This is a genomic window from Microbacterium sp. AK031, from assembly GCF_024807145.1.
Lineage (GTDB): Bacteria > Actinomycetota > Actinomycetes > Actinomycetales > Microbacteriaceae > Microbacterium.
Genome location: NZ_JANUCA010000001.1, coordinates 246,493 through 268,670 on the forward strand (window position 1 = coordinate 246,493; position 22,178 = coordinate 268,670).

At 66.9% G+C, this 22,178-nt stretch carries 23 protein-coding genes and 1 tRNA gene; 10 read left to right on the forward strand and 14 right to left on the reverse strand.

From position 1 onward, the window contains the following. Window positions 1-16 precede the first annotated feature (16 nt). Window positions 17-1,564 carry an NAD(P)/FAD-dependent oxidoreductase gene (locus HDC95_RS01090; RefSeq protein ID WP_259061343.1) on the forward strand — a complete coding sequence of 516 codons (1,548 nt, stop codon included), beginning with the start codon at window positions 17-19 and terminating at the stop codon, window positions 1,562-1,564. Window positions 1,565-1,680: 116 nt separating this feature from the next. Here the strand turns inward: HDC95_RS01090 and HDC95_RS01095 are convergent. After that, window positions 1,681-1,753, reverse strand: a tRNA-Leu gene (locus HDC95_RS01095). Window positions 1,754-1,810: 57 nt separating this feature from the next. Between HDC95_RS01095 and HDC95_RS01100 the strand changes: the two genes are divergently transcribed. From HDC95_RS01100 to HDC95_RS01110, 3 genes are all read left to right on the forward strand, one after another. Next, entirely contained in the window at window positions 1,811-3,046 is a 1,236-nt protein-coding gene (locus HDC95_RS01100) for an alanine racemase (protein WP_259061344.1), read from the forward strand. Continuing rightward, entirely contained in the window at window positions 3,043-4,356 is a 1,314-nt protein-coding gene (locus HDC95_RS01105) for a D-arabinono-1,4-lactone oxidase (RefSeq protein ID WP_259061345.1), read from the forward strand. Before HDC95_RS01100 ends, HDC95_RS01105 begins: the two co-directional genes overlap by 4 nt. Window positions 4,357-4,425: 69 nt before the next feature. Continuing rightward, window positions 4,426-4,992, forward strand: a complete 567-nt coding sequence (locus HDC95_RS01110) for a LemA family protein (protein WP_206476778.1) — start codon at window positions 4,426-4,428, stop codon at window positions 4,990-4,992. A 17-nt stretch (window positions 4,993-5,009) separates the two neighbouring features. Here HDC95_RS01110 and HDC95_RS01115 read toward each other — a convergent pair whose 3' ends face one another. Then, window positions 5,010-5,891 (reverse strand): hypothetical protein, encoded by an 882-nt coding sequence (locus HDC95_RS01115; RefSeq protein WP_259061346.1) that lies wholly within the window; start codon window positions 5,889-5,891, stop codon window positions 5,010-5,012. Window positions 5,892-5,901: 10 nt separating this feature from the next. Next, window positions 5,902-7,164 (reverse strand): winged helix-turn-helix domain-containing protein, encoded by a 1,263-nt coding sequence (locus HDC95_RS01120; RefSeq protein WP_259061347.1) that lies wholly within the window; start codon window positions 7,162-7,164, stop codon window positions 5,902-5,904. A 79-nt stretch (window positions 7,165-7,243) separates the two neighbouring features. Here HDC95_RS01120 and HDC95_RS01125 point away from each other — a divergent pair, with 79 nt between their 5' ends. Together HDC95_RS01125 and ilvA are read left to right on the forward strand one after the other, a co-directional pair. Beyond that, window positions 7,244-8,437 (forward strand): AI-2E family transporter, encoded by a 1,194-nt coding sequence (locus HDC95_RS01125; RefSeq protein WP_259061348.1) that lies wholly within the window; start codon window positions 7,244-7,246, stop codon window positions 8,435-8,437. Then, on the forward strand, window positions 8,434-9,663 hold the full coding sequence (ilvA, locus tag HDC95_RS01130; protein ID WP_259061349.1) for a threonine ammonia-lyase: 1,230 nt from the start codon (window positions 8,434-8,436) through the stop codon (window positions 9,661-9,663). The genes HDC95_RS01125 and ilvA overlap by 4 nt, the downstream gene beginning before the upstream one ends. Before the next feature lie 16 nt (window positions 9,664-9,679). Here the strand turns inward: ilvA and greA are convergent, their stop codons facing one another. Then, window positions 9,680-10,171 carry a transcription elongation factor GreA gene (gene greA / locus HDC95_RS01135; protein ID WP_259061350.1) on the reverse strand — a complete coding sequence of 164 codons (492 nt, stop codon included), beginning with the start codon at window positions 10,169-10,171 and terminating at the stop codon, window positions 9,680-9,682. A gap of 118 nt (window positions 10,172-10,289) precedes the next feature. Beyond that, entirely contained in the window at window positions 10,290-10,676 is a 387-nt protein-coding gene (locus HDC95_RS01140; RefSeq protein ID WP_259061351.1) for a DUF4307 domain-containing protein, read from the reverse strand. Between the two features lie 68 nt (window positions 10,677-10,744). Here HDC95_RS01140 and HDC95_RS01145 point away from each other — a divergent pair, with 68 nt between their 5' ends. After that, the gene (locus HDC95_RS01145; RefSeq protein ID WP_259061352.1) at window positions 10,745-11,047 is read left to right on the forward strand and encodes a hypothetical protein; all 303 of its coding nucleotides are present in this window, start codon (window positions 10,745-10,747) and stop codon (window positions 11,045-11,047) included. A gap of 6 nt (window positions 11,048-11,053) precedes the next feature. On the opposite strand, the gene HDC95_RS01150 is transcribed toward HDC95_RS01145, so the two are convergent. From HDC95_RS01150 to HDC95_RS01160, 3 genes are all read right to left on the reverse strand, one after another. Then, the gene (locus HDC95_RS01150) at window positions 11,054-11,821 is read right to left on the reverse strand and encodes an SDR family NAD(P)-dependent oxidoreductase (protein ID WP_259062178.1); all 768 of its coding nucleotides are present in this window, start codon (window positions 11,819-11,821) and stop codon (window positions 11,054-11,056) included. Further along, on the reverse strand, window positions 11,821-12,294 hold the full coding sequence (locus tag HDC95_RS01155; RefSeq protein WP_259061353.1) for an S-ribosylhomocysteine lyase: 474 nt from the start codon (window positions 12,292-12,294) through the stop codon (window positions 11,821-11,823). The genes HDC95_RS01150 and HDC95_RS01155 overlap by 1 nt, the downstream gene beginning before the upstream one ends. Before the next feature lie 105 nt (window positions 12,295-12,399). After that, entirely contained in the window at window positions 12,400-13,104 is a 705-nt protein-coding gene (locus HDC95_RS01160) for a hemolysin III family protein (protein ID WP_396652663.1), read from the reverse strand. 128 nt (window positions 13,105-13,232) lie between these two features. Here HDC95_RS01160 and HDC95_RS01165 point away from each other — a divergent pair, with 128 nt between their 5' ends. The 3 genes from HDC95_RS01165 (at window position 13,233) to HDC95_RS01175 (ending at window position 16,748) form a co-directional block, all read left to right on the forward strand. Next, window positions 13,233-14,015 carry an isoprenyl transferase gene (locus HDC95_RS01165; RefSeq protein WP_259061355.1) on the forward strand — a complete coding sequence of 261 codons (783 nt, stop codon included), beginning with the start codon at window positions 13,233-13,235 and terminating at the stop codon, window positions 14,013-14,015. Window positions 14,016-14,078: 63 nt separating this feature from the next. Beyond that, the gene (locus HDC95_RS01170) at window positions 14,079-15,188 is read left to right on the forward strand and encodes an aminotransferase class V-fold PLP-dependent enzyme (RefSeq protein WP_259061356.1); all 1,110 of its coding nucleotides are present in this window, start codon (window positions 14,079-14,081) and stop codon (window positions 15,186-15,188) included. A 285-nt stretch (window positions 15,189-15,473) separates the two neighbouring features. Further along, window positions 15,474-16,748: a PhoH family protein gene (locus tag HDC95_RS01175; RefSeq protein ID WP_259062179.1), complete on the forward strand. Its 1,275-nt coding sequence runs from the start codon at window positions 15,474-15,476 to the stop codon at window positions 16,746-16,748. 96 nt (window positions 16,749-16,844) lie between these two features. On the opposite strand, the gene HDC95_RS01180 is transcribed toward HDC95_RS01175, so the two are convergent. The 6 genes from HDC95_RS01180 to xseA form a co-directional block, all read right to left on the reverse strand. Continuing rightward, complete coding sequence (locus HDC95_RS01180) at window positions 16,845-17,672, reverse strand: endonuclease domain-containing protein (RefSeq protein ID WP_259061357.1); 828 nt, start codon at window positions 17,670-17,672, stop codon at window positions 16,845-16,847. A 188-nt stretch (window positions 17,673-17,860) separates the two neighbouring features. Continuing rightward, window positions 17,861-19,282 carry a class II fumarate hydratase gene (locus tag HDC95_RS01185; protein WP_259061358.1) on the reverse strand — a complete coding sequence of 474 codons (1,422 nt, stop codon included), beginning with the start codon at window positions 19,280-19,282 and terminating at the stop codon, window positions 17,861-17,863. Continuing rightward, entirely contained in the window at window positions 19,279-19,956 is a 678-nt protein-coding gene (locus HDC95_RS01190) for a carbonic anhydrase (protein WP_259061359.1), read from the reverse strand. Before HDC95_RS01190 ends, HDC95_RS01185 begins: the two co-directional genes overlap by 4 nt. Continuing rightward, on the reverse strand, window positions 19,953-20,594 hold the full coding sequence (locus HDC95_RS01195; RefSeq protein WP_259061360.1) for a DUF4245 domain-containing protein: 642 nt from the start codon (window positions 20,592-20,594) through the stop codon (window positions 19,953-19,955). Before HDC95_RS01195 ends, HDC95_RS01190 begins: the two co-directional genes overlap by 4 nt. Further along, the gene (locus HDC95_RS01200; protein WP_259061361.1) at window positions 20,591-20,848 is read right to left on the reverse strand and encodes an exodeoxyribonuclease VII small subunit; all 258 of its coding nucleotides are present in this window, start codon (window positions 20,846-20,848) and stop codon (window positions 20,591-20,593) included. The genes HDC95_RS01195 and HDC95_RS01200 overlap by 4 nt, the downstream gene beginning before the upstream one ends. A gap of 23 nt (window positions 20,849-20,871) precedes the next feature. After that, entirely contained in the window at window positions 20,872-22,167 is a 1,296-nt protein-coding gene (xseA, locus tag HDC95_RS01205; protein ID WP_259061362.1) for an exodeoxyribonuclease VII large subunit, read from the reverse strand. Window positions 22,168-22,178: the final 11 nt, after the last annotated feature.

The window sequence follows — 22,178 nt, forward strand, 5'->3', positions numbered from 1 at the left end:
GCCTGAGAACAGCACTGTGCCCAAGATTCTGATCGTCGGCGGTGGCTACGCGGGCTTCTATACGGCCTGGAAGCTCGAGAAGCATCTCCGCAAGCACGAAGCCGACGTGACCATGGTCGACCCACTGCCGTACATGACGTACCAGCCGTTCCTCCCCGAGGTCGCAGCAGGTTCGATCGAGGCGCGGCACGCAGTGGTCGCGCATCGTCGCCACCTGAAGCGGACGCATGTCGTCACCGCCAAGGTGACGGGCATCGACCACGCGAACAAGGTCGCGACCATCACCCCTCCCGTGGGCGACCCCTACGAGTTCGAGTACGACCAGATCGTCGTCACCGCGGGTGCCGTCTCCCGCACGTTCCCGATTCCGGGCATCGCTGACAACGCGATCGGGCTGAAGACGATCGAAGAGGCAGTCGCGGTGCGCGACAAGCTGATGTCGAACTTCGACAAGGCCGCTTCTCTGCCTGCCGGACCCGAGCGCGACCGTCTGCTCACCACCGTCGTCGTCGGTGGTGGCTTCGCCGGCATCGAGGTCTTCGCCGAGTTGCGTTCTCTCGCATCGTCGCTGCTGTCGAAGTACCCGCAGCTGCGCTTCGAGGACACGCACTTCCACCTCATCGAGGCCATGGGTCGCATCATGCCCGAAGTCTCGCTGAAGACGAGCGAGTGGGTGCTGAAGGATCTCGCCAAGCGCGGGGCCAACGTACACCTCGACACCCAGGTGCAGGGAGCTGTGGACGGAAACGTCGCCATCTCCACGGGCGAGGTCATCCCGACCGACCTGATCGTCTGGACCGCCGGTGTCATGGCGAACCCGACCGTCGTACGCGGCGGCGACCTGCCCGTCGAAGAGCGTGGTCGCATCCAGACCCGTGCCGACCTGCGCGTCGGCACGGCGGACGAGTTCGTCGAGGGCGCATGGGCCGCTGGCGACGTCTCGGCTGTTCCTGACCTCTCGGGCGGTGGAGTCGGCGGCTACTGCGTGCCGAACGCCCAGCACGCGGTGCGTCAGGCGAAGCTTCTCGCGAAGAACCTGGTCGCGGTGATCCGTGGCGAGGGCACCAAGGACTACTTCCACAAGAACCTCGGAGCGGTCGCCGGTCTTGGCCTCTACAACGGCGTCTTCCAGTCGGGCAACCTCGCCCTCAAGGGCTTCGTCGCCTGGATCGCGCACCGTGGCTACCACGGGCTGGCGATGCCGACCTGGGAGCGCAAGTGGCGCGTGCTGTGGGACTGGTGGAACAACCTGTGGCTCGGCCGTGACCTCGTGAACCTGCAGACCGTGCAGAATCCTCGTTACGTCTTCGAGGAATTCGCCGCGCGTCCGCGTCCGGCGGCGGATGCTGCGCCCGCTGCTGCTGCGAAGCCTGCTGCCGCTGCGAAGCCCGTTGAAGCCAAGTCGGATGCGAAGCCTGCTGCTGCGGCAAAGCCGGCCGCCGCGAGGAAGGCTCCCGCGAAGGCCGCCGTAGCGGACAACGCCGCCGATGACAAGACCGAGAAGGCTGCACCGGTGAAGAAACCTGTTGCGAAGAAGACCACGACGAAGGCTTCGGCCAAGTAGGGCACGCTTCCATCAGAATCGGCCCATGCCGCGCTGACTGCGCGGCATGGGCCGATTCTGTTCTCTGCCGCATCGGACGCATCGGTCTCGTGGTCCGCACGGGTGGCTTCTGGAGGTGCCCCCACTGGGACTCGAACCCAGACTGAAGCGATTTTAAGTCGCCTGCCTCTGCCATTGGGCTATGGGGGCGTGCACTCACAGCCTAGCTTCGCGGCCGCAGGCGAGCCGACGTCGTAGGGTGGGGGAGTGCTCGACCTCACCGCTGACCTGAGCCCTGCAGCCGTCCGCTCTCGTGACTGGGAGAACCCGGCCCACTGGTGGCCGAGGCTGTCGGATGCCACCTCGCATCTTGCGGCACCGGTCGCCGTGATCGATCTCGATGCGCTGCGTCACAACGCGATGGATCTGCTGGTGCGTGCCGGCGGCATCCCGATCCGCGTAGCCTCGAAGTCAGTGCGCGTGCGCGCCGTCCTCGACGCGGTGCTGCGCATACCCGGGTATCGAGGCATTCTCTCCTTCTCGCTCGCCGAGGCGCTCTGGCTCGCCGGAACGCACGACGACATCGTGCTCGGATATCCGACGGTCGATCGAGCGGGTCTTGAGCGGCTGGTGCACGACGAGGTCGCTGCATCCCGCATCACCCTGATGGTCGACGACATCGCTCATCTCGACCTGATCGATGCCATCGCGTCGCCCGACCGACGCGAGCCGATACGAGTGGCCATCGATGCCGACGCCTCGTGGCGGTCTGCTGCCCTCGGCCACATCGGCGTGCGCCGCTCGCCGCTGTTCACCCCAGCCGACGTCGCCGGCTTCGCTCGTGCGATCGTACGTCGACCCGGCTTCCACCTGGTCGGCCTTCAGATGTATGAGGCCCAGATCGCAGGCCAGGGAGACAACGGCTCGAATGCACCGCTGATCCGCATGGTGCAGGCGCGCTCGCGCGCCGAGCTCCGCAGGCGTCGCGCCGAGATCGCGGATGCTCTGACCGATGTCGCGCCGCTGGAGTTCCTCAACGGCGGCGGTACAGGATCGCTGGAGTTCACCGGCAGCGACGAATCGGTCACCGAGGCGTCGGCGGGCAGCGGCCTGCTCGGCGGACATCTGTTCGACGGCTACCGTTCCTTCCACCCCGCACCCGCCAGCGCTTTCGCTTTCGATGTCGTCCGACGGCCGGCAGATGACATCGCCACGGTGCTCGGCGGCGGTTGGATCGCCTCTGGCCCTGCGATCGACTCGCGTCAGCCGCGTGCAGTCTGGCCGCAGGGGCTGCGCACGATGCCGCGCGAGGCCGCAGGAGAGGTGCAGACGCCGCTACAGGGTGACGCGTCGCGGAAGCTGCGGATCGGCGATCGCGTCTGGTTCCGTCATGCGAAGAGCGGAGAGCCCGCCGAACGCATCGACGCGTACCATCTCGTCTCCGGCACCGAGGTGATCGACGAGCTGCCCACGTATCGCGGCGAGGGAAAGGCGTTCCTGTGACGCGTCCTGGTGGCACCTGGCAGAACTGGTCGCGCTCGGTGAAGATCAGACCGGCCAGAGTCGAACGTCCTCGCACGCCGGAAGGTGTGCAGCGGGCGGTACAGGCGGCGATCGCGCACGGCCTTCAGATCAAGGCCGTCGGCGCTGGCCACAGCTTCACCGGCATCGCTGCCGCTCCCGGCGTGCTGCTCGAGCTCGACGACATGCAGGGACTCGTTTCAGTCGACACCGACCGGGCACGTGTGACGCTCCTCGCGGGCACCCGGCTGCACAGGATCCCCCGCCTGCTCGCTCCGTACGGGCTCGCGATGGAGAACCTCGGCGACATCGATCGTCAATCGATCTCCGGCGCGATCTCCTCCGGCACACACGGGACGGGTGCGCGCTTCGGTGGGCTCGCGACGCAGGTCGTCGGTGCGACGGTGATCGCGGGCGACGGAGAGTTCCTCAGGGTGAGCGACATCGAGAACGCGGAGCTGCTGCCGGCCGTCGCGCTGGGGCTCGGCGCGCTCGGCATCCTCGTCGATGTGACGCTGCAGTGCGTTCCCACCTTCGTCATGCATGCCGTCGATGAGCCGGTACCGCTCGATGACGTGCTGGCGACGCTCGAGGAGCGTGTCTCGGCATCCGATCATTTCGAGTTCTACTGGTTCCCGCACACCGACGTGGCACTCACGAAGCGACAGACCCGGTTGCCGGAGTCGACTCCGCGCAAGCCGCTGCCGCGAGTGGGCAAGTGGATCGACGAGGCGCTGCTCTCCAACGGCGTATACCGGATGGTGTGCGCTGCGGGCCAGGTGCTACCGGCCATCACGCCGCCGTTCAGTCGCCTGGCAGTGAAGCTCACCGGTGACCGCGACTACATCGAGCGGTCGCACCGGGTGCTCACGCAGAGCCGCAATGTGCGCTTCCGAGAGATGGAATACGCCCTGCCTGCCGAGAAGGTGATTCCTGTCTTTCAGGCGATTCGGGAACTCATCGCCGTACGCGGTTGGAAGATCGAGTTCCCGATCGAAGTGCGTTTCGCCGCAGCGGATGACCGCTGGCTCTCCACTGCGTATGGCCGCGAGAGCGGCTACATCGCCGTGCACCGCTATTGGCGCGCTGATCCCACGGCGTATTTCGAGGCCGTCGAGCGCATCTGTCTGGAACACGGCGGGCGCCCGCACTGGGGCAAGCTCCACACTCTGGATGCCGCACTATTGCGTGAGCGCTATCCACGATTCGACGACTTCCTGGCGTTGCGCGACAGGCTGGATCCCGATCGGCGATTCGCGAACCGGTATCTCGACCGAGTGCTCGGGGAGTGACGCGTCGCCCAGTTCATGCGCAGGCTCGGTGGTTAGTATGAATAAAACTCATGAAGGGGGTCATGTGCCATGGAATGGCTCATTCCAGTTCTGATTGTCGTCGCCGTCCTGGTGCTCATCGGCATCTACTTCTGGGCGACCTACAACTCCCTCGTGCAACTGAACGTTCGCGTCGATGAGGCATGGAGCGGCATCACGGTGCAGCTCAAGCGACGCGCCGACCTGATCCCCAACCTCATCGAGACGGTCAAGGGGTACGCATCCCACGAGAAGGCCGTGTTCGAGAACGTCACACGCGCTCGTGCTGAGACTCTTTCCGCGACGAGCCCCGGCGAGGCCGGAATCGCTGAGGGCCACCTGCAGCAGGCTCTGAAGAGCCTGTTCGCGGTCGCTGAGGCGTATCCGCAATTGCAGGCGAGCCAGAACTTCCTTCAGGTGCAGCATGCCCTCGTCGACACCGAAGACAAGATCCAGGCGGCCCGCAGGTTCTACAACGGCGGCGTGCGCGAACTGAACACCAAGATCAAGGTCTTCCCGAACAACCTGTTCGCCCGGGGGCTCGGCTTCACCGAGCGGGAGTTCTTCGAGGTCGCAGACAACGCGGCGATCTCAGAGCCGCCACGCGTGCAGTTCTGATACAGGACGCCGTTGGCTCACCAGACCGACAGCACGATGTCGTCGTCGGTGAAGGAGACATCGCCACGCACGGTCCAGTTCGTCGATCGATATGTGAGAGTCTTCGTTGATCCGTCGAGCGCTGTTCCCGTGACGGTGGCGACGAGAACTCCGCCGTCGGCCTGGAACGCAGACGGAGTGAGCGCGACCACGGGCGTCTGCTCGATGCGGTAGCGGATCTCGCTCACCGCGGAGAAGTCTGCAGCCAAGGGGATCGCGATGCCGCAGGAGGGAAGCGTCTCTGCGGCCGGCTTCGTGCAGGTGGCGAGGTACTCATCGAGCTGTGCCTGCGCGACGTCGGCGGCTTCGGGGCGAAGAGTCGCGTCCACGTCGACTTCCTGCGTGACGCCGGGAAGCACCTCGACCGTCGCGCTGCCGTCGAGGAACTCCGCCGGTGCAGCGCTCACCTCGTACACCGCGGGAAGCAGCGCAACTCTGTCCGCAGGCAGGACCGTGCCGGCGATTCCGGCCGGCACGCTGAACTGTACCGAACCGAACGCCGTGGCAGCATCGGGCACCCAGCGCCCTTCCCGCTGCGACAGCTTCAGTGTGCTCTCGTGGCGTGTGCCCGCGAGCTCATAGGACACAGTGACGACCGCACTGTGGTCGTCTGCCGTCGAAGACACGATCGCGCCTTCACTGAGGCGGTCGCTCGCGTCGGCGAACGCGGATGCTGTCGTCGCCGGCACGTCGAGGCCGGTCGTCTCCACCGCGGCGACATCACCGTCGGCGACTGCCTGCAGGTAAGCCAGTGCCTGGTCTTCGGCACTGCCGCGCGGGATCAGGAACCAGACGAGCGACGCCGCGACCACGACCGCCGCGGTCGCGCCGGCGGCGATCCACGCCGCGCGCTTCTTCACGACCGGTGCCTCACGCCGACACCTCGCGCGCGTGCACGTGGCGCGCGACGCCTCCGCGCTCGACGTGCAGAGCCCCGGCCACGCCTTCCGCGGCATCACCCCAGCCCGAGACCGAGACGTTCTCCAACCCCTGCCAGGTCGCAGCAAGCGCCAGTTCGCGTGCGATCGGTTCGGCATCTTCCGTGCGGGCCTGCGGCTCCCACCACGCCGACTGCACCTGAAGCGTGGACGAGGCCCTGTCGGCCTTCAGATCGACGCGCGCGACGATGCGGTCTCCGACCAGCACCGGAAGCGAGTAGTAGCCGTAGCGCCGCTTGTGCGCCGGCACGTAGATCTCGATGCGGTAGTCGAGGTCGAACGCCCGCAGCGCTCGCTCTCGGAACCAGACCACAGGGTCGAACGGGGTGAGGATCGCCACGGCCTCGACCCGCCGGGGAAGCACGGCATCACGATGCAGCCATGCGGGCACCTGACGACCGCCGCGTTCCCACCCGCGCACGCTCACGGGCTGCAGATCGCCGTTGTCGACGAGCTCATCGATCGCCTGCCGAATGGCAGCGCGGTCGCGAAGGCGGTAATAGTCGGCGAGATCGGATTCGGTGGCGACTCCGGAGGAACGGGCAGCGCGGTGGACGAGCTCGCGGATCGCGTCTTCTCGGGGAATGACGCGCTCGCGAACCTCGGCCGGGATCACCTGCTCTTCCAGCGCATATTGCCGTTCGAACCCGCGACGACCGCTGATCGCGACGTCACCGGTGCGCCAGAGGTGCTCGAGCGCGAGCTTCACATCGTCCCAGTCCCACCAGGTGCCGCGCTCGCGTGGCGCATCCTCACGCAATTGCGCCGGTCGCAGGGGACCTCGGGTGCGCAGCTCGTCTTTCACCCAGGCGACCGTGCGGGCATTCCTGCTCAACCACGAATCCGGATCGCGCTCCCAGCGACCGCGGAACGCCTCCATTCTGAATCGCCACAGCGACCAGTCCTCGACCGGCACGAACGTCGCCTCGTGCGCGAGGTACTCCACGTAGTGCGTGGTGCGCGAGAGGAAGACCCGATCGAGCAGCGCCGGCTCATAAGAGCCCAATCGCGAGAAGAGCGGCAGATAGTGACTGCGCGCGAACACGTTCACCGAGTCGATCTGCAGCACGCCGAGACGCTCCATCGTGCGATGCACGTGTCGTGTGGAGACGGTGGTGGTCGGGCGGCGTCGGGTGAACCCCTGGGCTGCCAAGGCGACACGGCGAGCCTGCGCGGCACTGAGAGTCTCGGTCACGTCGTCAGCGTATCGCCCGCCTCCGACATGGGCGCAGCCCCGTCGCAGCATCCGCCCAGCCCGCAACTAGACTTACGGCATGACGGATGAGCAGCGCCCTCGCAAGCGCGATCTTCTGTGGGGTCGCATGCCGACAGGCCGCACGGTGACGACGGAGGCGGACAACGCCGTACCGCTGTCGTTGCGGGTCACGGCCGGCTACGCGTGGCGGTTGCTGCTGATCGCGGCGGCCGCAGGAGTCATCATCTGGTTGGTGATCCAGCTGAAGCTCCTCGTGATCCCGCTGCTGATCGGCATCCTCATCACAGCCCTGCTCTGGCCGGGCTTCGAATTGATGCTGCGCAAGCGCTTCCCGCGATGGTTGGCGATCCTGATCGCCCTCGTCGGCACTCTCGCGATCGTCACCGGCCTGCTCTGGCTCGTGGCATGGCAGGTCTCCCTGGAGTGGGAAGACGTGCAGACCAAGTCCATGGCGGCCGTCGAGGAGTTCCGGCAATACCTCATCAGCGGGCCTCTGCATCTCTCCGAGAAGGAGATCCAGGACTACATCGATCAGGGCTTCGCGCTCATCCAGGAGCAGGCTCAACTGCTCTGGTCAGGTGCACTCGCGATCGGCTCCACTTTCGGCCACGTCATCGTCGGCGCGCTGCTGACGCTCTTCGTTCTGGTCTGCCTGCTCGCCGACGGCGCAGGTATCTGGCGCTGGACGACGAAGCTGTTCCCGCGTGATGCGCGCCCGGCGGTCGATGCCGCAGCGCGCAATGGCTGGCGTACCGTCGTGAGCTACGCCAAGACACAGGCGCTCGTCGCCACGATCGACTCGATCGGCATCGGGATCGGTGCCTTCCTGCTCGGGGTTCCTCTGGCGATACCCGTGGCCGTGCTCGTCTTCCTCGGTGCGTTCATCCCGATCGTCGGTGCGGTGGCCACGGGGGCCGTGGCGGTGTTCCTCGCTCTGGTCTACAACGACCCGTGGAACGCGTTCTGGATGCTGGTCGTGGTGATCGGCGTGCAGCAGCTGGAAGGCCACATCCTGCAGCCGATCCTGATGGGAACGGCCGTCAAGGTGCACCCGCTCGCGGTCGTGCTGGTGGTCGCCGGCGGCTCGATGATCGCCGGCATCCCAGGTGCGCTGTTCGCGGTGCCGCTGGCCGCATTCGTGAACGTCGTCGCCGTGACCCTCAGCAGCGGGTCGTGGAGGACCGGCAGGCAACCTGCCGGTGATCTGATCTGGAGTACAGTGCCGCGCGAGCGGCGTCGGAGGAATACATGAGTGCAGTCCCCAGCCTGGCCGAGTTCGAGGACGCCGCACGGGGGCTGGAGCGAGTGATCTCGCACACGCCGACCCTGCCATCCAGGGCGCTGTCCGACATCCTCGGCGAGCCCGTCGTGCTGAAGATGGAGAACTTGCAGCGCACCGGATCGTTCAAGATCCGCGGTGCCGCGTATCGGCTCTCACGGCTCACGGCCGAGGAGCGTGCGCGCGGTGTGGTCGCGGCATCCGCCGGCAACCACGCACAGGGAGTCGCTCTCGCGGCTCAGGCACTCGGAATCCCGGCGACCATCTTCATGCCGCTCGGGGTTCCGGTGCCCAAGCTGCTCGCGACCCGCGGGTACGGTGCTGAGGTCGTGCTGGACGGGGAGACCGTCGCGACATCGCTGCGGCTCGCCGCCGAGTTCGCCGAGCGCACCGGCGCGGTGATGATCCATCCGTTCGACCACCGCGACGTGGTGGTGGGCCAGGGCACCCTCGGTCTGGAGCTGATCGCCGACGCCCCAGACATCGACACGATCCTTGTCGGCATCGGCGGCGGCGGACTGATCGCGGGCGTGGCCGCCGCGGCGAAGGCTGCCGCAGCGCAGGCGGGGCGCACCATTCGCGTGATCGGCGTGCAGGCGGAGAACGCCGCAGCCATGCCCCTGTCGCTCGAAGCAGGTCACCCGGTCGAGATCGTCACTCAACCGACCATCGCAGACGGCATCCTGGTCGCGAAGCCGGGAGCAGTGCCGTTCGAGATCATCAAGGACCTCGTCGACGAGGTCGTCACCGTGACCGACGACGACATCGCCCGCGCGATCCTCATACTCCTCGAGCAGGCGAAGGTCGTCGTGGAGCCCGCAGGCGCCGTCGGCGTCGCCGCGATCCTCGCCGGTAAGGTCTCCGGCACTGGCAAGACCATGGCGGTGCTGTCCGGCGGCAACATCGACCCGCTGCTGCTGCAGCGCGTCGTCTCGCACGGCCTCGCGGCATCCGGTCGTTACCTGACCATCCGCATCCCGCTGCCCGACCGTCCAGGCCAGCTCGCCAGAGTCTCAGAGCTCGTCTCGCAGGCCGGAGCGAACGTCATGGAGGTCATGCACACCCGCCACGGCCAGGGGCTGCAGATCAGCGAGGTGATCCTGCAGATGAGCATCGAGACCAGGGGAGCGGAACACACCGAGCTCACACTCGACACGCTCCGCCAGGCCGGCTACGACCCGGTGGTCGTGCCGGACTGATCGCGAGCGGGCGGGGTCAGCCGGCGTAGGTCTCGACGTTCGTGATCTCGACGGAGATCGACTTGCCGTTCGGGGCCTCGTAGTTGGTCTTCTCGCCGACCTTCAGTCCGAGGATCGCCTGACCGAGCGGGCTGGCCTCGCTGTAGACATCCACGTCGCTCCCTGACGCCGCGATCTCGCGACTGCCGAGGAGGAAGACCTCTTCGCCACCGGCGACGAGTGCCGTGACGACGGTTCCGGGCTCGACAATGCCGCGGCTGGCCGGAGCCTCGCCGACCTTCGCGGTCTTCAGAAGCTGCTCGAGCGTGCGGATGCGCGCCTCCTGCTTGCCCTGCTCGTCCTTCGCGGCGTGGTATCCGCCGTTCTCCTTGAGGTCGCCCTCTTCCCGGGCGGCTTCGATGCGCTTCGCGATCTCATCGCGTCCCGTGGTGGACAGCATCTCGAGCTCAGCGACGAGCCGATCGTAAGCCTCTTGAGTGAGGAAAGGTACCTGAGCGTCTGTGGACACAGCGTGCTCCTTTGTCGAACGCCCTTCAGGGCGGTTTTGTCGAACGCCCGTCAGGGGCGGTGGGGATATGCCAAGACGCCCCGGCAATTGGCCAGGGCGTCGATCGTATCAGGGGAGTCTATAAGGCCCAGCAGGAGTTCACCAAACCTGTCGTCGCTTCAGCGACGGTCGGTATGGTGGCCGTCAGCTGCTGCATGTGGCTGTCTCCGGCGGGGATCTCGACGATCTTCCAGCCCACGACGCCGAACTCCTCGTCGAGCGCCTCGACAGCACACGCGAGGTCTTTTCCCTGGGGCGCCGTGACCTGGAAACGCACAGTGACGGTGTGCTCGTCGACGAGTTCGTAGCTCAGGTCATCGGCATCCACCGCGTTCATCGACTGCGAGACGGTCATCCAGGAGGCGATGACGATCACCACCAGGGCGATGGCGCCGCCGACGATCCATGACGTGCGACTGCGGCGTCCGCGACCGTATCGTTCGTCGAGCTCTGGTGCAGTCGTCACGGGTGGGGGCTTTCGGTCGTTAGGCTTGTACTTCCAGGTTATGCGACCTGCGCAGGAAAGGCGGACACATGCTCGTGCTGTTCGGAACTGAGACCCCGATTCCGACGCCGACGATGACCGTCGACCCGAACTCCGTCACACCCGGCCCTGCCGGATTCCTCGTGATCGTTCTGGTCGTTATCGCGGTTGTGCTGCTGATCTGGGACATGAATCGCCGTATCAGGCGCGTGCGCTACCGCGAAGAGGTGCGCGAGGAGCTCGACGCGGAAGAGGCTGCAGGCAGGGACGCGCAGGCGTCGGATGCCGGCACCGCTGTCGATGAGGATGAGACAGGCGGCGCAGCATCCGGGAAAGACGACCCAGAGCGCTGAGCCTGCTCAATGCATTGTCATGCCACCGGTGACGTTCAGTCCCTGGCCGGTCATGTAGCTTGCCAGGTCACTGGCGAGGAAGAGAGCGACGGCGGCGACGTCCTGCGTCGTGCCGGTGCGGCCGAGGGGCACCTGTGAGCGGTCTTCGGCGGCGACCTCTTCGGCCGTCATGCCTCGGATCGCGCCGCCCTCGATGCGCTCACGATGCTTCATCGGCGTCTCGATGATGCCGGGGCAGATCGCATTGACCGTGATGCCGTGCGGCGCGAGCTCGACGGCCATGGTCTTCGTGACACCGAGCACCGCGTGCTTGGAGGCGACATACGCGGTCATGCCGCGGTAGCCGTTCTTGCCTGCCTGCGATGAGATGAAGATGATCCGGCCGTTCCGTTCCGCGGAGACGAGCCTGCGCGCGACGCCGCGAGCGACGAGGAAGGACCCCTTCGCGTTGACGTCGAGGTTGCGGTCCCAGTCGGAGCCCGTCGTCTCGATCGCAAAGCCCATGGTCGAGGTGCCTGCCGCCGTCACGACGACATCGACCGTGCCGACGGCTTCGGAGACAGCATCCAGAACGCTCTCCACGGCGGTCTCGTCGCTGACGTCGAGACGAACCGTCCACGAGCGCTCACCGATCTGATCCAGGCCTTCAGGCGCGCTCAGATCGGCGCTGATGACTATCGCGCCCTCGCCGAGGAACGCGTCGACGATTCCTGCGCCGATGCCGCTGCCGCCGCCGGTGACGAAGACCACTCGCGAGCGGAGCTCGGCGAACATCACACGCCCACGCGCTCGAACGCGTCGAGGCTGATGCCCTGCTCGAGGATCCGCTTGGACCACTCCCGTGCGCTGTGCAGGCTGTGGTCGCGGTAGTTGCCGCAGCTGATCGCATCCACTCCGGGAACGTCGTCCCACGTGATGTCCTCGGCGATGGCGGTGAGCCCGACGCGGACGGCCGCCACGACCGCCGCCACGCTCGGCTCGCCCCATGTGATCAGGTGGAAGCCCGTGCGGCATCCGAACGGCGAGATGTCTATGACGCCCTCGAGGTGGTCACGCAGCAGGCTGGCGAGCACATGTTCGATGGTGTGCAGACCGGCGGTCGGGATCTCGCCCTCGTTCGGCTGTACGAAGCGCACATCGAAGTTCGAGATCGCGTCGCCCTTGGGCCCGTGCTCGGTCTGGATCAGGCGCACATACGGGGCGTGGACGGCGGTGTGATCGAGCGTGAAGCTCTCGACATCGGCCATGGGGATCTCCTTCGGCGTTCAGGGCGCACGACTTTCAGGTGTGCATCCTGAATCTATCCGCGGATGCTCCCCTGAGCGCATCCTGTTGCGGACTGTTGCCCGTGATCAACCGGGCAGGCCCAGCGATGGCGCGTAGGGGGCGATCGAGATCAACAGGCAGGCGGTCCAGTGGCACAGGAACGCAAGCACAGTGCAGAGGTGGAAGATCTCGTGGAAGCCGAAATGGCCTGGCCACGGGTTGGGCTTCTTCATCGCGTAGACGACGGCTCCGCCTGTGTAGAGCAGCCCGCCGACGACGACCAGCACCATCATGGCGGCATTCGCGTTCCACAGATCGACCAGGTACATCATCGCCGCCCAGCCGAGCGCGAGGTAGAGCGCGACGTACAGCCAGCGCGGTGCGTTGATCCAGAAGACACGGAACACAATGCCCAGCAGCGCGCCGCTCCAGACCAGGATCAGCAGCAGCGTGCCCTTCTCTGGTACCAGGGCGTTGACGGCCAGCGGCGTGTAGGTGCCGGCGATCAGAAGCAGGATGTTCGCGTGGTCGATGCGCTTGAGTATCAGCTTGGTCTTCGGTCCCCAGTTGACGCGGTGGTACAGCGCGGAGTTGCCGAACAGCAGCAGCGAGCTCGCCATGAAGACGGCGGCCGCCCATTTCGCTGCAGCGCCCTCGGCGAGCATGATGAGCACGATGCCGGCGACGATCGCGACCGGGAAGGTGCCCGCGTGCAGCCAGCCGCGCCAGGTCGGCTTGACCTCGATGGCGGCGTCTGCCCGCGCGTCCTCAAGCAGCGGGAGCTCGGGCACAGAGGTGCCGTCGTCGTCTGAAGTGCTCACGTGCTCACTCTAGGCCGCTCTCCATGCCGTTCTGAGTACATGCGCAAGAACCTGCGCGCTCACAGGGCAGACGCCGGTCGGCGCGATAACGTGAGCAGGTGAATGCACGTGTGAGCGAGGGCCGGGGGCCGCTGTACCGGCTGTACGGCAAGAGGCTCCGGCGGCAGCTGGATCCGGCATCCGTCCCGGATCACGTCGCCATGATGATCGACGGCAACCGACGCTGGGCGCGTCAGCTGGGTCTCGATTCCCCAGCTGACGGGCATCGCGCGGGGGCGGCCAAGATGCGGGAGTTCCTCGGCTGGTGCGATGACATCGGAGTGCGCGTCGTCTCGTTGTATCTGCTTTCCAGTGACAACCTGCGAAAGCGCGACTCCAAGGAGATCGCCGACCTCATCGAGATCATCGCCGAACTCGCTGAGACTCTCGCGCAGAACGGTGACTGGCGGGTCAAACACGTCGGCCGCTCCGACATCCTGCCTGATGAGCTGGCACGTGTGCTGCGCAACGCGGAGGATCGCACCACCGGCCATTCAGGGCTGCATGTGAACCTCGCGGTCGGATACGGCGGACGCAATGAGATCGTCGACGCCGTGCGCTCGATCATCGCCGAACACGATGCCTCCGGCGGCACGCTGGAGGATCTCGCGGCGCACCTCACCCCGGAGATGATCGGCGAGCACCTCTACACCGGCGGCCAGCCCGACCCGGATCTGGTCATCCGAACGAGCGGAGAGCAGCGGCTCAGCGACTTCCTGCTCTGGCAGAGTGCGCACAGCGAGTTCTACTTCGTGGAAGCGCTCGGCCCCGACCTGCGGCAGGTCGACTTCCTGCGGGCGATCCGCGACTATGTCGACCGAGATCGGCGCTTCGGTCGCTGAGCGGTGCCGGCCCGCTCCGCCCGCTGACCCGTCGAAGCGGCGCTCGCATGGGAGAATCGTCCGGTGAGCACTTTCGACGACTATCTCGCCACCTTCGATGGCGACCCCGGTTACCTCAACTGGGCGGCATTCGGTCCGATCTCGCCGACAGTGCGCGCCGAGGTGTTCGCCGACGCCGATCTGCTGGGCAGCGGCCGGCCCTCGTCGCTGGCGCTGGTCAGCGAGCGGTTCGGCGAGGCACGCGAACTCGCGGCCGAGCTGCTCGACGTCGAGGCCGAGACCGTGACGCTGCAGCCGTCGTCGACCCACGGGCTCATGCACGCCTTTTACGGCCTCAAGGGGACCGTCATCGCATCGTCGGCGGAGTTCCCGAGCATCAGCATGACGCTCGAGCGCGCCTCGCAGGCGTCGGCGGGCGAGCTCTCCCCGCGTTGGATCGAGCCCGAGCACACCTTCGTGACGCCGGATGCCGTGGCCGAGGCTCTGGACGATGACGTGACCGCCCTCGCGGTCAGCCATGTCGATTTCCGCACCGGCTACCGCGTCGACCTCGCTGCCCTCCGCGAGGTGCTGGGCCCGGATCGCCTGCTGATCGTCGACGCCGTGCAGTCGTTCGGCGTCGTCGATGAGGACTACTCGGTGGCCGACGTCGTCGCAGGACACGGCTGCAAGTGGTTGCGTGCCGCGCGTGGCACCGGATTCACGTCGTTCTCGGCGAAGGCGCGCGAGCGCATCGCACCCGTGCTGTCCGGCTTCGCCGGTGTGGAGGGCGGGCTGCCCGTCGACGAGTTGCCGGCACCAGCGGCATCCGCTCGGGCGTACGCCGTGAACAGTCCTGATCAGCTCGCCGTCGCCCGCTTGGCCATCGGTCTGCGCGACGTGCGCGTCGCTGGAGTGGCGGCCATCGACGCTGCCATCGGCGACCGCGTCGACCGCATCTTCGAAATCTCCGATCGCCACGGCATCCCGGTGCTGACACCGCGCGCGAGGGATCAGCGCGCTGGCATCGTCACGCTTGCCCCTGAGGGACCGGCGGTTCTGTCCGCCGCGCTCACGAACGCGGGAATCGTCGCCACGACGCGTGGCGCGACTGTGCGTCTGGCGGCCCATGCGGGCACGAGCGACGAGACGCTGCAGATGCTCGACGATGCCATGGGCACGCTCGGCGCGTAGGCGTGTAGGCGGATCCGCCGATAGTTCATCTGTGCTTAACGTGCCGCGCTGGCGTGTCGCGCGCGCGGGTCGGCGGCCCGGGTCGTACGTTCTAGGCATCGGGCACAGTGCCCGTTCGAGTCGGCCTTCGGATCGCGACTCGTGGCCCCTGGTCGACTCGTGGCATAGCCGGGAAACATCCCGGGTCGGGAGTGGGTCGTGACCACACGTACAGCACAGCAGTCCACCCGTCAGTCTTCGCGTCGGGCATCCTCAGGGAAGCCTGATCAGGACCTTCGCACCTATGTGCTCGACACTTCGGTGCTGCTGTCGGATCCGCAGGCGTTCTTCCGCTTCGCCGAGCACTCGATCGTTCTTCCGGTCGTGGTGATCACAGAGCTGGAGGGCAAACGTCACGATCCGGAGATCGGCTACTTCGCTCGGCAGGCGCTGCGGCACCTGGACGAGCTGCGCATCGAGCACGGACGCCTCGACTTCCCAGTGCCCATCGGTGAGGGAGGAACGCTGCGCGTCGAGCTCAACAACACCGACGGCGCGGTGCTGCCCAGCGGCATCCGCCTCGGCGACAACGACAGCCGCATCCTCGCGGTGGCCATGCACCTGGCAGACGACGGGCAGGACGTCACGATCGTCTCCAAAGACTTGCCGATGCGGGTCAAGGCTGCGTCTCTCGGAATCTCCGCCGAGGAGTATCTCGCCGAGCAGGCTGTGGACTCGGGGTGGACCGGCATCGCGAATCTCGACCTCTCCGGCGACGACATCAGCGACCTGTACGAGAGCGAGGTCGGCATCAGCGAGGAGGCCCGCGGCCTTGCGGTGAACACGGGGCTCATCATCCACTCCGAACGCGGATCTGCGCTCGGTCGGATCACCGGTGACGGCGAGTACCGGCTGGTGCGCGGAGACCGGGACGTGTTCGGGATGCACGGTCGCTCGGCCGAACAGCGCATCGCGATCGACCTGCTCACCGACCCCGACGTCGGGATCGTCTCCCTCGGCGGGCGTGCCGGTACAGGCAAGTCGGCCCTCGCGCTGTGCGCCGGGCTGGAGGCCGTGCTCGAGCGGCAGCAGCAGAAGAAGATCATCGTGTTCCGTCCGCTGTTCGCCGTCGGAGGGCAGGAACTCGGATACCTTCCCGGTGACCAGGGCGAGAAGATGGGCCCGTGGGGACAGGCGGTGTTCGACACGCTCGGATCGGTGGTCTCGGGCAATGTCATGGAGGAGGTCGTGGAGCGCGGCATCCTCGAGGTGCTCCCGCTGACGCACATCCGCGGCCGCTCGCTGCACGACGCGTTCGTGATCGTCGACGAGGCGCAGTCGCTGGAGCGCAACGTGCTGCTGACGGTGCTGAGCCGGATGGGCCAGAACTCCCGCGTCGTGCTCACCCACGACGTCGGACAGCGCGACAACCTCCGAGTCGGCCGCCACGACGGCATCGCCTCGGTCATCGAGACGCTGAAGGGGCATGACCTCTTCGCGCACGTGACGCTGATGCGCTCGGAGCGCTCGGCGATCGCCGCACTGGTCACAGAACTGCTGGAGGGCGGGGAGCTCAACTGAGCTGATCGGAGCACACCTGCACGAGCCGGGTACGGATGCACGAGCCTTTCATCCGTCCGGTCGTGCAGGTGTACCCGGGTCGTGCGTCTGTACCCGTCAGTGACGCATCCGACACAGAGCGCCGACGATCGCGGCCTGGACAGTCGGCCAGTCGTGGACGATCTGCGCATAGTCGAAGCGCAGCGCCTCGTATCCGAGACGGGATGCCGCGGCATCCCTGACCAGATCCTTATGGCGCATCGTCTCGCCGTCGTGATTCTCCTTGCCGTCTGCCTCGAGGATGAGTCGACCGTCGATGACGAAGTCGACCTTGCCGACGCCATCGATCACGACCTGGCAGTCGAGCCCGATGCCGAGGATGTGCAGCCTGAGACGTAGGAGAGACTCGAGGCCGCTGTCGGCATCCGGTCGAGCGATGTCGACAAGCCAGCGAGCGGATGCTGGAAGCGCCGCCCGAACGCGCGAGCGAGCGGTTTTAGACAGCAGTCGCTTGCGCCATGCCGACTCGAACGCCGCGAAGAAGGCCTCGTCTCCTGCGCAGGCGAAGACATGGACAAGCGCTGTCTCGACGTCGACGACACCGAACCGGGTGCGCCCTTGAAAATGGTGGTCAGTGCAGGAACAGTCGAGGTGAGGGTGCCTTCGCCCGTTGTCACCGAGCCACACATGCGGGTCGGTGTCGTCGAGAACCCAGACTCCGTGCAGCCGGAGTGCGGATCCGCACGTCAGAGCGCCGCCGTGAGCCGCCGCCGCGCGTATCGCGGCATCCGTTCGCGGGGCGGCGAAGACGCCTGAGCGCACCCTGTCGATGCGCCCTTGGCTAACCTCCTGGGCAATCCGCTTGCGCGACACGCCGACCTTCTGCAGCTGAGTTCCGCGGGCGATGCCGCCCATGCGGCTGATGACGGTGACCGGATCGAGCATGCGACGACTGTGACGCAATTGCCGCCAGTCCGGGCTTCGCACCGGGCGATTGGGGACAACCTGGCGCATACGACTGATGTGGAGGAGGAGTCACCCCGGGTACAGACGCACGACCCGGGTACGAATGCACGAGCCGATCCGAAGAGCGGTCGTGCAAATGTATCCGGGTCGTGCAGGTGTACCGGGGCTCAGCCCGGGTGGGTCATGCTCAGCAGGTCGAGCTTCTCGTCCAGCTGCTCCAGCGTCAGCTCACCGCGCTCGACGTAGCCGAGGTCGATCACGGCATCGCGCACCGTGATGCCCTGAGTGACCGCATGCTTGGCGATCTTCGCGGCCGCCTCGTAGCCGATGAGCTTGTTCAACGGCGTCACGATCGACGGCGACATCCCGGCGAAGGCGGCGGCGCGCTCCGTGTTGGCGACGAGTCCGTCGATCGTCTTGTCGGCGAGCACGCGCGAGGCGTTGGCGATCAGGCGGATCGACTCGAGCAGCGCGGTGCCCATCACCGGGATGGCGACGTTCAGCTCGAAGGCGCCGGATGCTCCGGCCCATGCCACGGTCGCGTCATTGCCGATCACGCGGGCGCAGACCATCAGCACGGCCTCGGGCACGACGGGGTTCACCTTGCCGGGCATGATCGACGAACCGGGCTGCAGGTCGGGGATGTGCAGCTCGCCGAGACCGGTGTTGGGGCCCGAGCCCATCCAACGCAGGTCGTTGTTGATCTTCGTCAGCGAGACGGCGATGGTGCGCAGGGCTCCGGATGTCTCGACCAGGCCGTCGCGGTTGGCCTGAGCCTCGAAGTGGTCCTTCGCCTCGGTGATCGGCAGTTCGGTCTCCTCAGCGAGCAGCGCGATGACCTTCTGCGGGAACCCGAGCGGCGTGTTGATCCCGGTGCCGACGGCCGTGCCGCCCAGCGGAACCTCTGCCACGCGGGGGAGTGCGGACTGCACGCGCTCGATGCCCAACCGGATCTGACGGGCGTAGCCGCCGAACTCCTGGCCGAGGGTGACGGGCGTCGCATCCATGAGGTGCGTGCGGCCCGCCTTCACGGCATCCTTCCACAGCTCTGCCTTCGCCTCGAGAGCCACTGCGAGGTGGTCCAGCGAGGGGATGAGCGTGTCGATGAGCGCCTGGGTCACAGCGATGTGCACCGAGGTCGGGAAGACGTCGTTCGACGACTGCGAGGCGTTCACGTGATCGTTCGGGTGCACGGCAGAGCCGAGGATGCTGGACGCGATGGACGCCAGCACCTCGTTCATGTTCATGTTCGAGGAGGTGCCGGAACCGGTCTGGTAGGTGTCCACGGGGAATTCGCCGTCATGCACGCCCGAGGCCACCCGGTCGGCAGCAGCCGCGATCGCATCAGCGATGGCGCCGTCAAGAGTGCCGAGTTCCTTGTTCGCGAGGGCCGCGGCCTTCTTGATGCGCGCGAGGGCGGCGATCTGCGCCGATTCCAGGCCCTTGCCGGAGATCGGGAAGTTTTCCACGGCACGCTGCGTCTGCGCGCCGTACAGCGCGTTCACCGGCACACGGACCTCGCCCATGGTGTCGTGCTCGATTCGGTAGCCCTGCGACTCTTCGCCGCTGCGCTGGTGTGTATCGGTCACTGCGATCCCTCCTCGGTTGCGGGGACGTCTTCGATCCCCTTGGTGTCGATCCCCACAGAGATGGCGGGCACGGCCGTGCCTTCGGCGAGACGGTAGTTGGCGCCGACGATGCCCAGTCGCCCCTCGGCGACCGCGTCGCTGATCAGTTCGGATGACTGCAGCAGATTCGCGACCGTGTTGCGCAAGTGCTCGCGTCCGACCTGCTCGGCGTCGATGTCGGCGGGCGATGTTCCGCCGTTCTCCGCCAGAACCTTGCGGGCGGCGGGGATGATCGGCGCGATGAGCTTCCAGATGTGCGGCGGAAGCGGGTCGGCGTCGATCGCAGTGCCGTCGATGGCTGCGCGCACAGCTCCGCACTCGTCATGCGCGAGCACGACGATCAGCGGAACCTTGAGGATCTCGACGGCGTACTCCAGGCTTCCGACGATCGACTCGCCGATCACCTGCCCGGCGTTGCGAACCACGAACAGATCGCCGAGTCCGAGGTCGAAGATGATCTCTGCGGCCAGGCGAGAGTCCGAGCACCCGAACAGCGTCGCGACCGGATTCTGCTGGTGGGCGAGTTCGTGGCGCCGCTCGACGTCCTGATTCGGATGTCGCGGCTCCCCGTTCACGAACCGGCGATTGCCGTCGAGCATCTGCTGCCAGGCCGCTGTGGGGGTGAGAGTCGTCATGAGGCCTCCGCGATGGCGTTGATCTGAGGAACGAGCGACTCAGCGAGCTCGGCCGTCGAGCCTGCCGAGCGTGAGCCGTAGAGAAGGATGTAATCGTCGCCGGCCTGCGTGCCGATCGCATACGTCACGTTGTCGGCGGAATCGCCGCCGAGCGCGTACACGTCCCACTCGAGCCCGCCGATCCGCGTGGTGTCTGTGGCCGCGGTGCCGTTCAGCATCTGCGGCGCCCAGGAGGCATCGTCATCGAACGCCTGCGCGACGCGGATGAAACCGCGCTCGTCTTCCGCTGCGGGCGCAAGCGTGATGTTCCAGACGACGGTGGCGCCGCCCTGCAGCTCGGCAGCGTTGACGCGCCAGAAATCACCCAGCTCGGGGACGATCGCGGGGCTGTCCATGGTCGATTCGACGTCTTGCGCGATCGCGGCGACGTCGACCTTCGTCTCGGACGCCCGCTCCCCGCGCGGCACGGCGAAGATCACGATAGCGACCACGACCAGCGTGGCGAGAAGTGCTGCGATCAGGTTGCGGAAGTTCTGGCTCGCGCGGTAGCTCTTACTGAACTCCGCCTTGCGCGCGGCGGTCTCCTCGGGCGTCTCTGGCCTGCCCAACTCGGCGACGATCGGAGCGCTTTTGCTCACGACTCTTCCCCTGCGGACGAGTCGGACGAGTCGGATGCCGCGGCACGCGCCTGCTCGAGGCGGCGCTTCGCGCCCAGGAGCCACTCCTCGCAGCGCGCCGCGAGCGCTTCGCCGCGCTCCCAGAGGGCGAGCGAGTGCTCGAGGGTCGGGGCACCCTGTTCGAGTTCGGCGACCACACGCACCAGTTCATCGCGAGCGGCCTCGAACGACAGGGTCTCGACGGGGGAGTCGGTCGGCGCAGTCACAGTTTCCATTCTACGTCCAGCGCGCGTCGGGCTCAGGCACCGGCCGGGCCGGCGGGGGCTTCCGCGATCTCGCCCTCTGAGCGGGCGGCGAGCGACCCACGGTCGACGGTGATGGTCAGTGCGGCGCCGGCCGGAGCATCCGCGGCGTCTCGCAGGATCACACCGCCGTCGAGGTGCGCGATCGCGTAGCCGCGGGCCAGCGTCGCTGCAGGCGAGAGCGCCCGGAGAGATGCGCGCAACTCGCTGGTCGCACGCGTGGCGGCGTCGAGGCGGCGCGTGATCGTGTCGCGTCCGCGCGAGACCTGCAGCCAGATCTCCTGTGCCCGATTCGCGATGATCGGATCGGGGGATCGCAGCACCGGGCGCGTACGCAGCTGCTCGAGCTGCAGGATGTCGTGCGATATGCGCTGCGTGAGCCGAGTGGTCGCGCGTGAGCGCAGCTGCCCGATCAGCGCGCGCTGCTCTCCGACGTCCGGGACGACGCGCTTGGCGGCATCGGTCGGCGTCGAGGCGCGGAGGTCGGCGACATCATCGAGAAGAGGGTGATCGTTCTCATGCCCGATCGCCGAGACGACGGGCGTGGATGCTGCGGCCACCGCCCGCACGAGACGCTCATCGCTGAACCCGAGCAGGGTCTGCGGATCGCCGCCGCCGCGGGCGATGATGATGACGTCGACGTCGGGGTCGGCGTCGAGTTTGGCCAGTGCGGAGAGCGTGTCCGGAACGCAGCGATCGCCCTGCACCGCGGCGTACTCGGTGCGGAATCGCACCTGAGGCCAGCGCAGTTCTGAGTTGCGATGCACATCCTTCTCGGCATCCGACTTCTCGCCGGTGATGAGGCCGATGGTGTGCGGGAGGAACGGCAAGGGTTTCTTGCGGGACGCATCGAACAGTCCCTCCTGGCGCAGTTGGACACGCAGCTTCTCGAGGCGCTCGAGCTGGTCGCCGAGCCCGACGTGCTTCATGGACGACACCGTGAAGCTGAAATCGCCGGCCTTGACGAAGTAGTCGGCCTTCACCGCAGCGACGACGTGGTCGCCGATGCCGAGATCGGCAGGGATGCGCGCTCGCACGCTCGACCAGATGCGGATCGAGATCTGCGCGTCGGACTGAGTGTCCTTCAGACGGGCGAACACGTTGCCGCCGCGCGCGTTCCACGAGGTGATCTCGCCTTCGACCCAGACGACGTTCCAGCGCGCGATGAAGTCGCGGATCGTGGTGTTCAGCCGGGCGACCGAGGTCGGAGCATCCGCCGTCGAGTCGCGCGGTGCGACGGCGTCGGCCGGGGGAGCCTCGCCCTTCGCCGGTGTCGCTTCGAAGACCGTCATCCGGCCCCCTT

What these genes read in the sequence shown, in the direction of transcription:
- HDC95_RS01150 (WP_259062178.1), bottom strand. Translation starts at nt 11,821, where the DNA reads ATGTTCGCCGAGCTCCGCTCGCGAGTGGTCTTCGTCACCGGCGGCGGC.
- HDC95_RS01190 (WP_259061359.1), bottom strand. Translation starts at nt 19,956, where the DNA reads ATGACGACTCTCACCCCCACAGCGGCCTGGCAGCAGATGCTCGACGGC.
- ilvA (WP_259061349.1), top strand. Translation starts at nt 8,434, where the DNA reads ATGAGTGCAGTCCCCAGCCTGGCCGAGTTCGAGGACGCCGCACGGGGG.
- HDC95_RS01125 (WP_259061348.1), top strand. Translation starts at nt 7,244, where the DNA reads ATGACGGATGAGCAGCGCCCTCGCAAGCGCGATCTTCTGTGGGGTCGC.
- HDC95_RS01110 (WP_206476778.1), top strand. Translation starts at nt 4,426, where the DNA reads ATGGAATGGCTCATTCCAGTTCTGATTGTCGTCGCCGTCCTGGTGCTC.
- HDC95_RS01145 (WP_259061352.1), top strand. Translation starts at nt 10,745, where the DNA reads ATGCTCGTGCTGTTCGGAACTGAGACCCCGATTCCGACGCCGACGATG.
- HDC95_RS01155 (WP_259061353.1), bottom strand. Translation starts at nt 12,294, where the DNA reads ATGGCCGATGTCGAGAGCTTCACGCTCGATCACACCGCCGTCCACGCC.
- xseA (WP_259061362.1), bottom strand. Translation starts at nt 22,167, where the DNA reads ATGACGGTCTTCGAAGCGACACCGGCGAAGGGCGAGGCTCCCCCGGCC.
- HDC95_RS01180 (WP_259061357.1), bottom strand. Translation starts at nt 17,672, where the DNA reads ATGCTCGATCCGGTCACCGTCATCAGCCGCATGGGCGGCATCGCCCGC.
- HDC95_RS01200 (WP_259061361.1), bottom strand. Translation starts at nt 20,848, where the DNA reads ATGGAAACTGTGACTGCGCCGACCGACTCCCCCGTCGAGACCCTGTCG.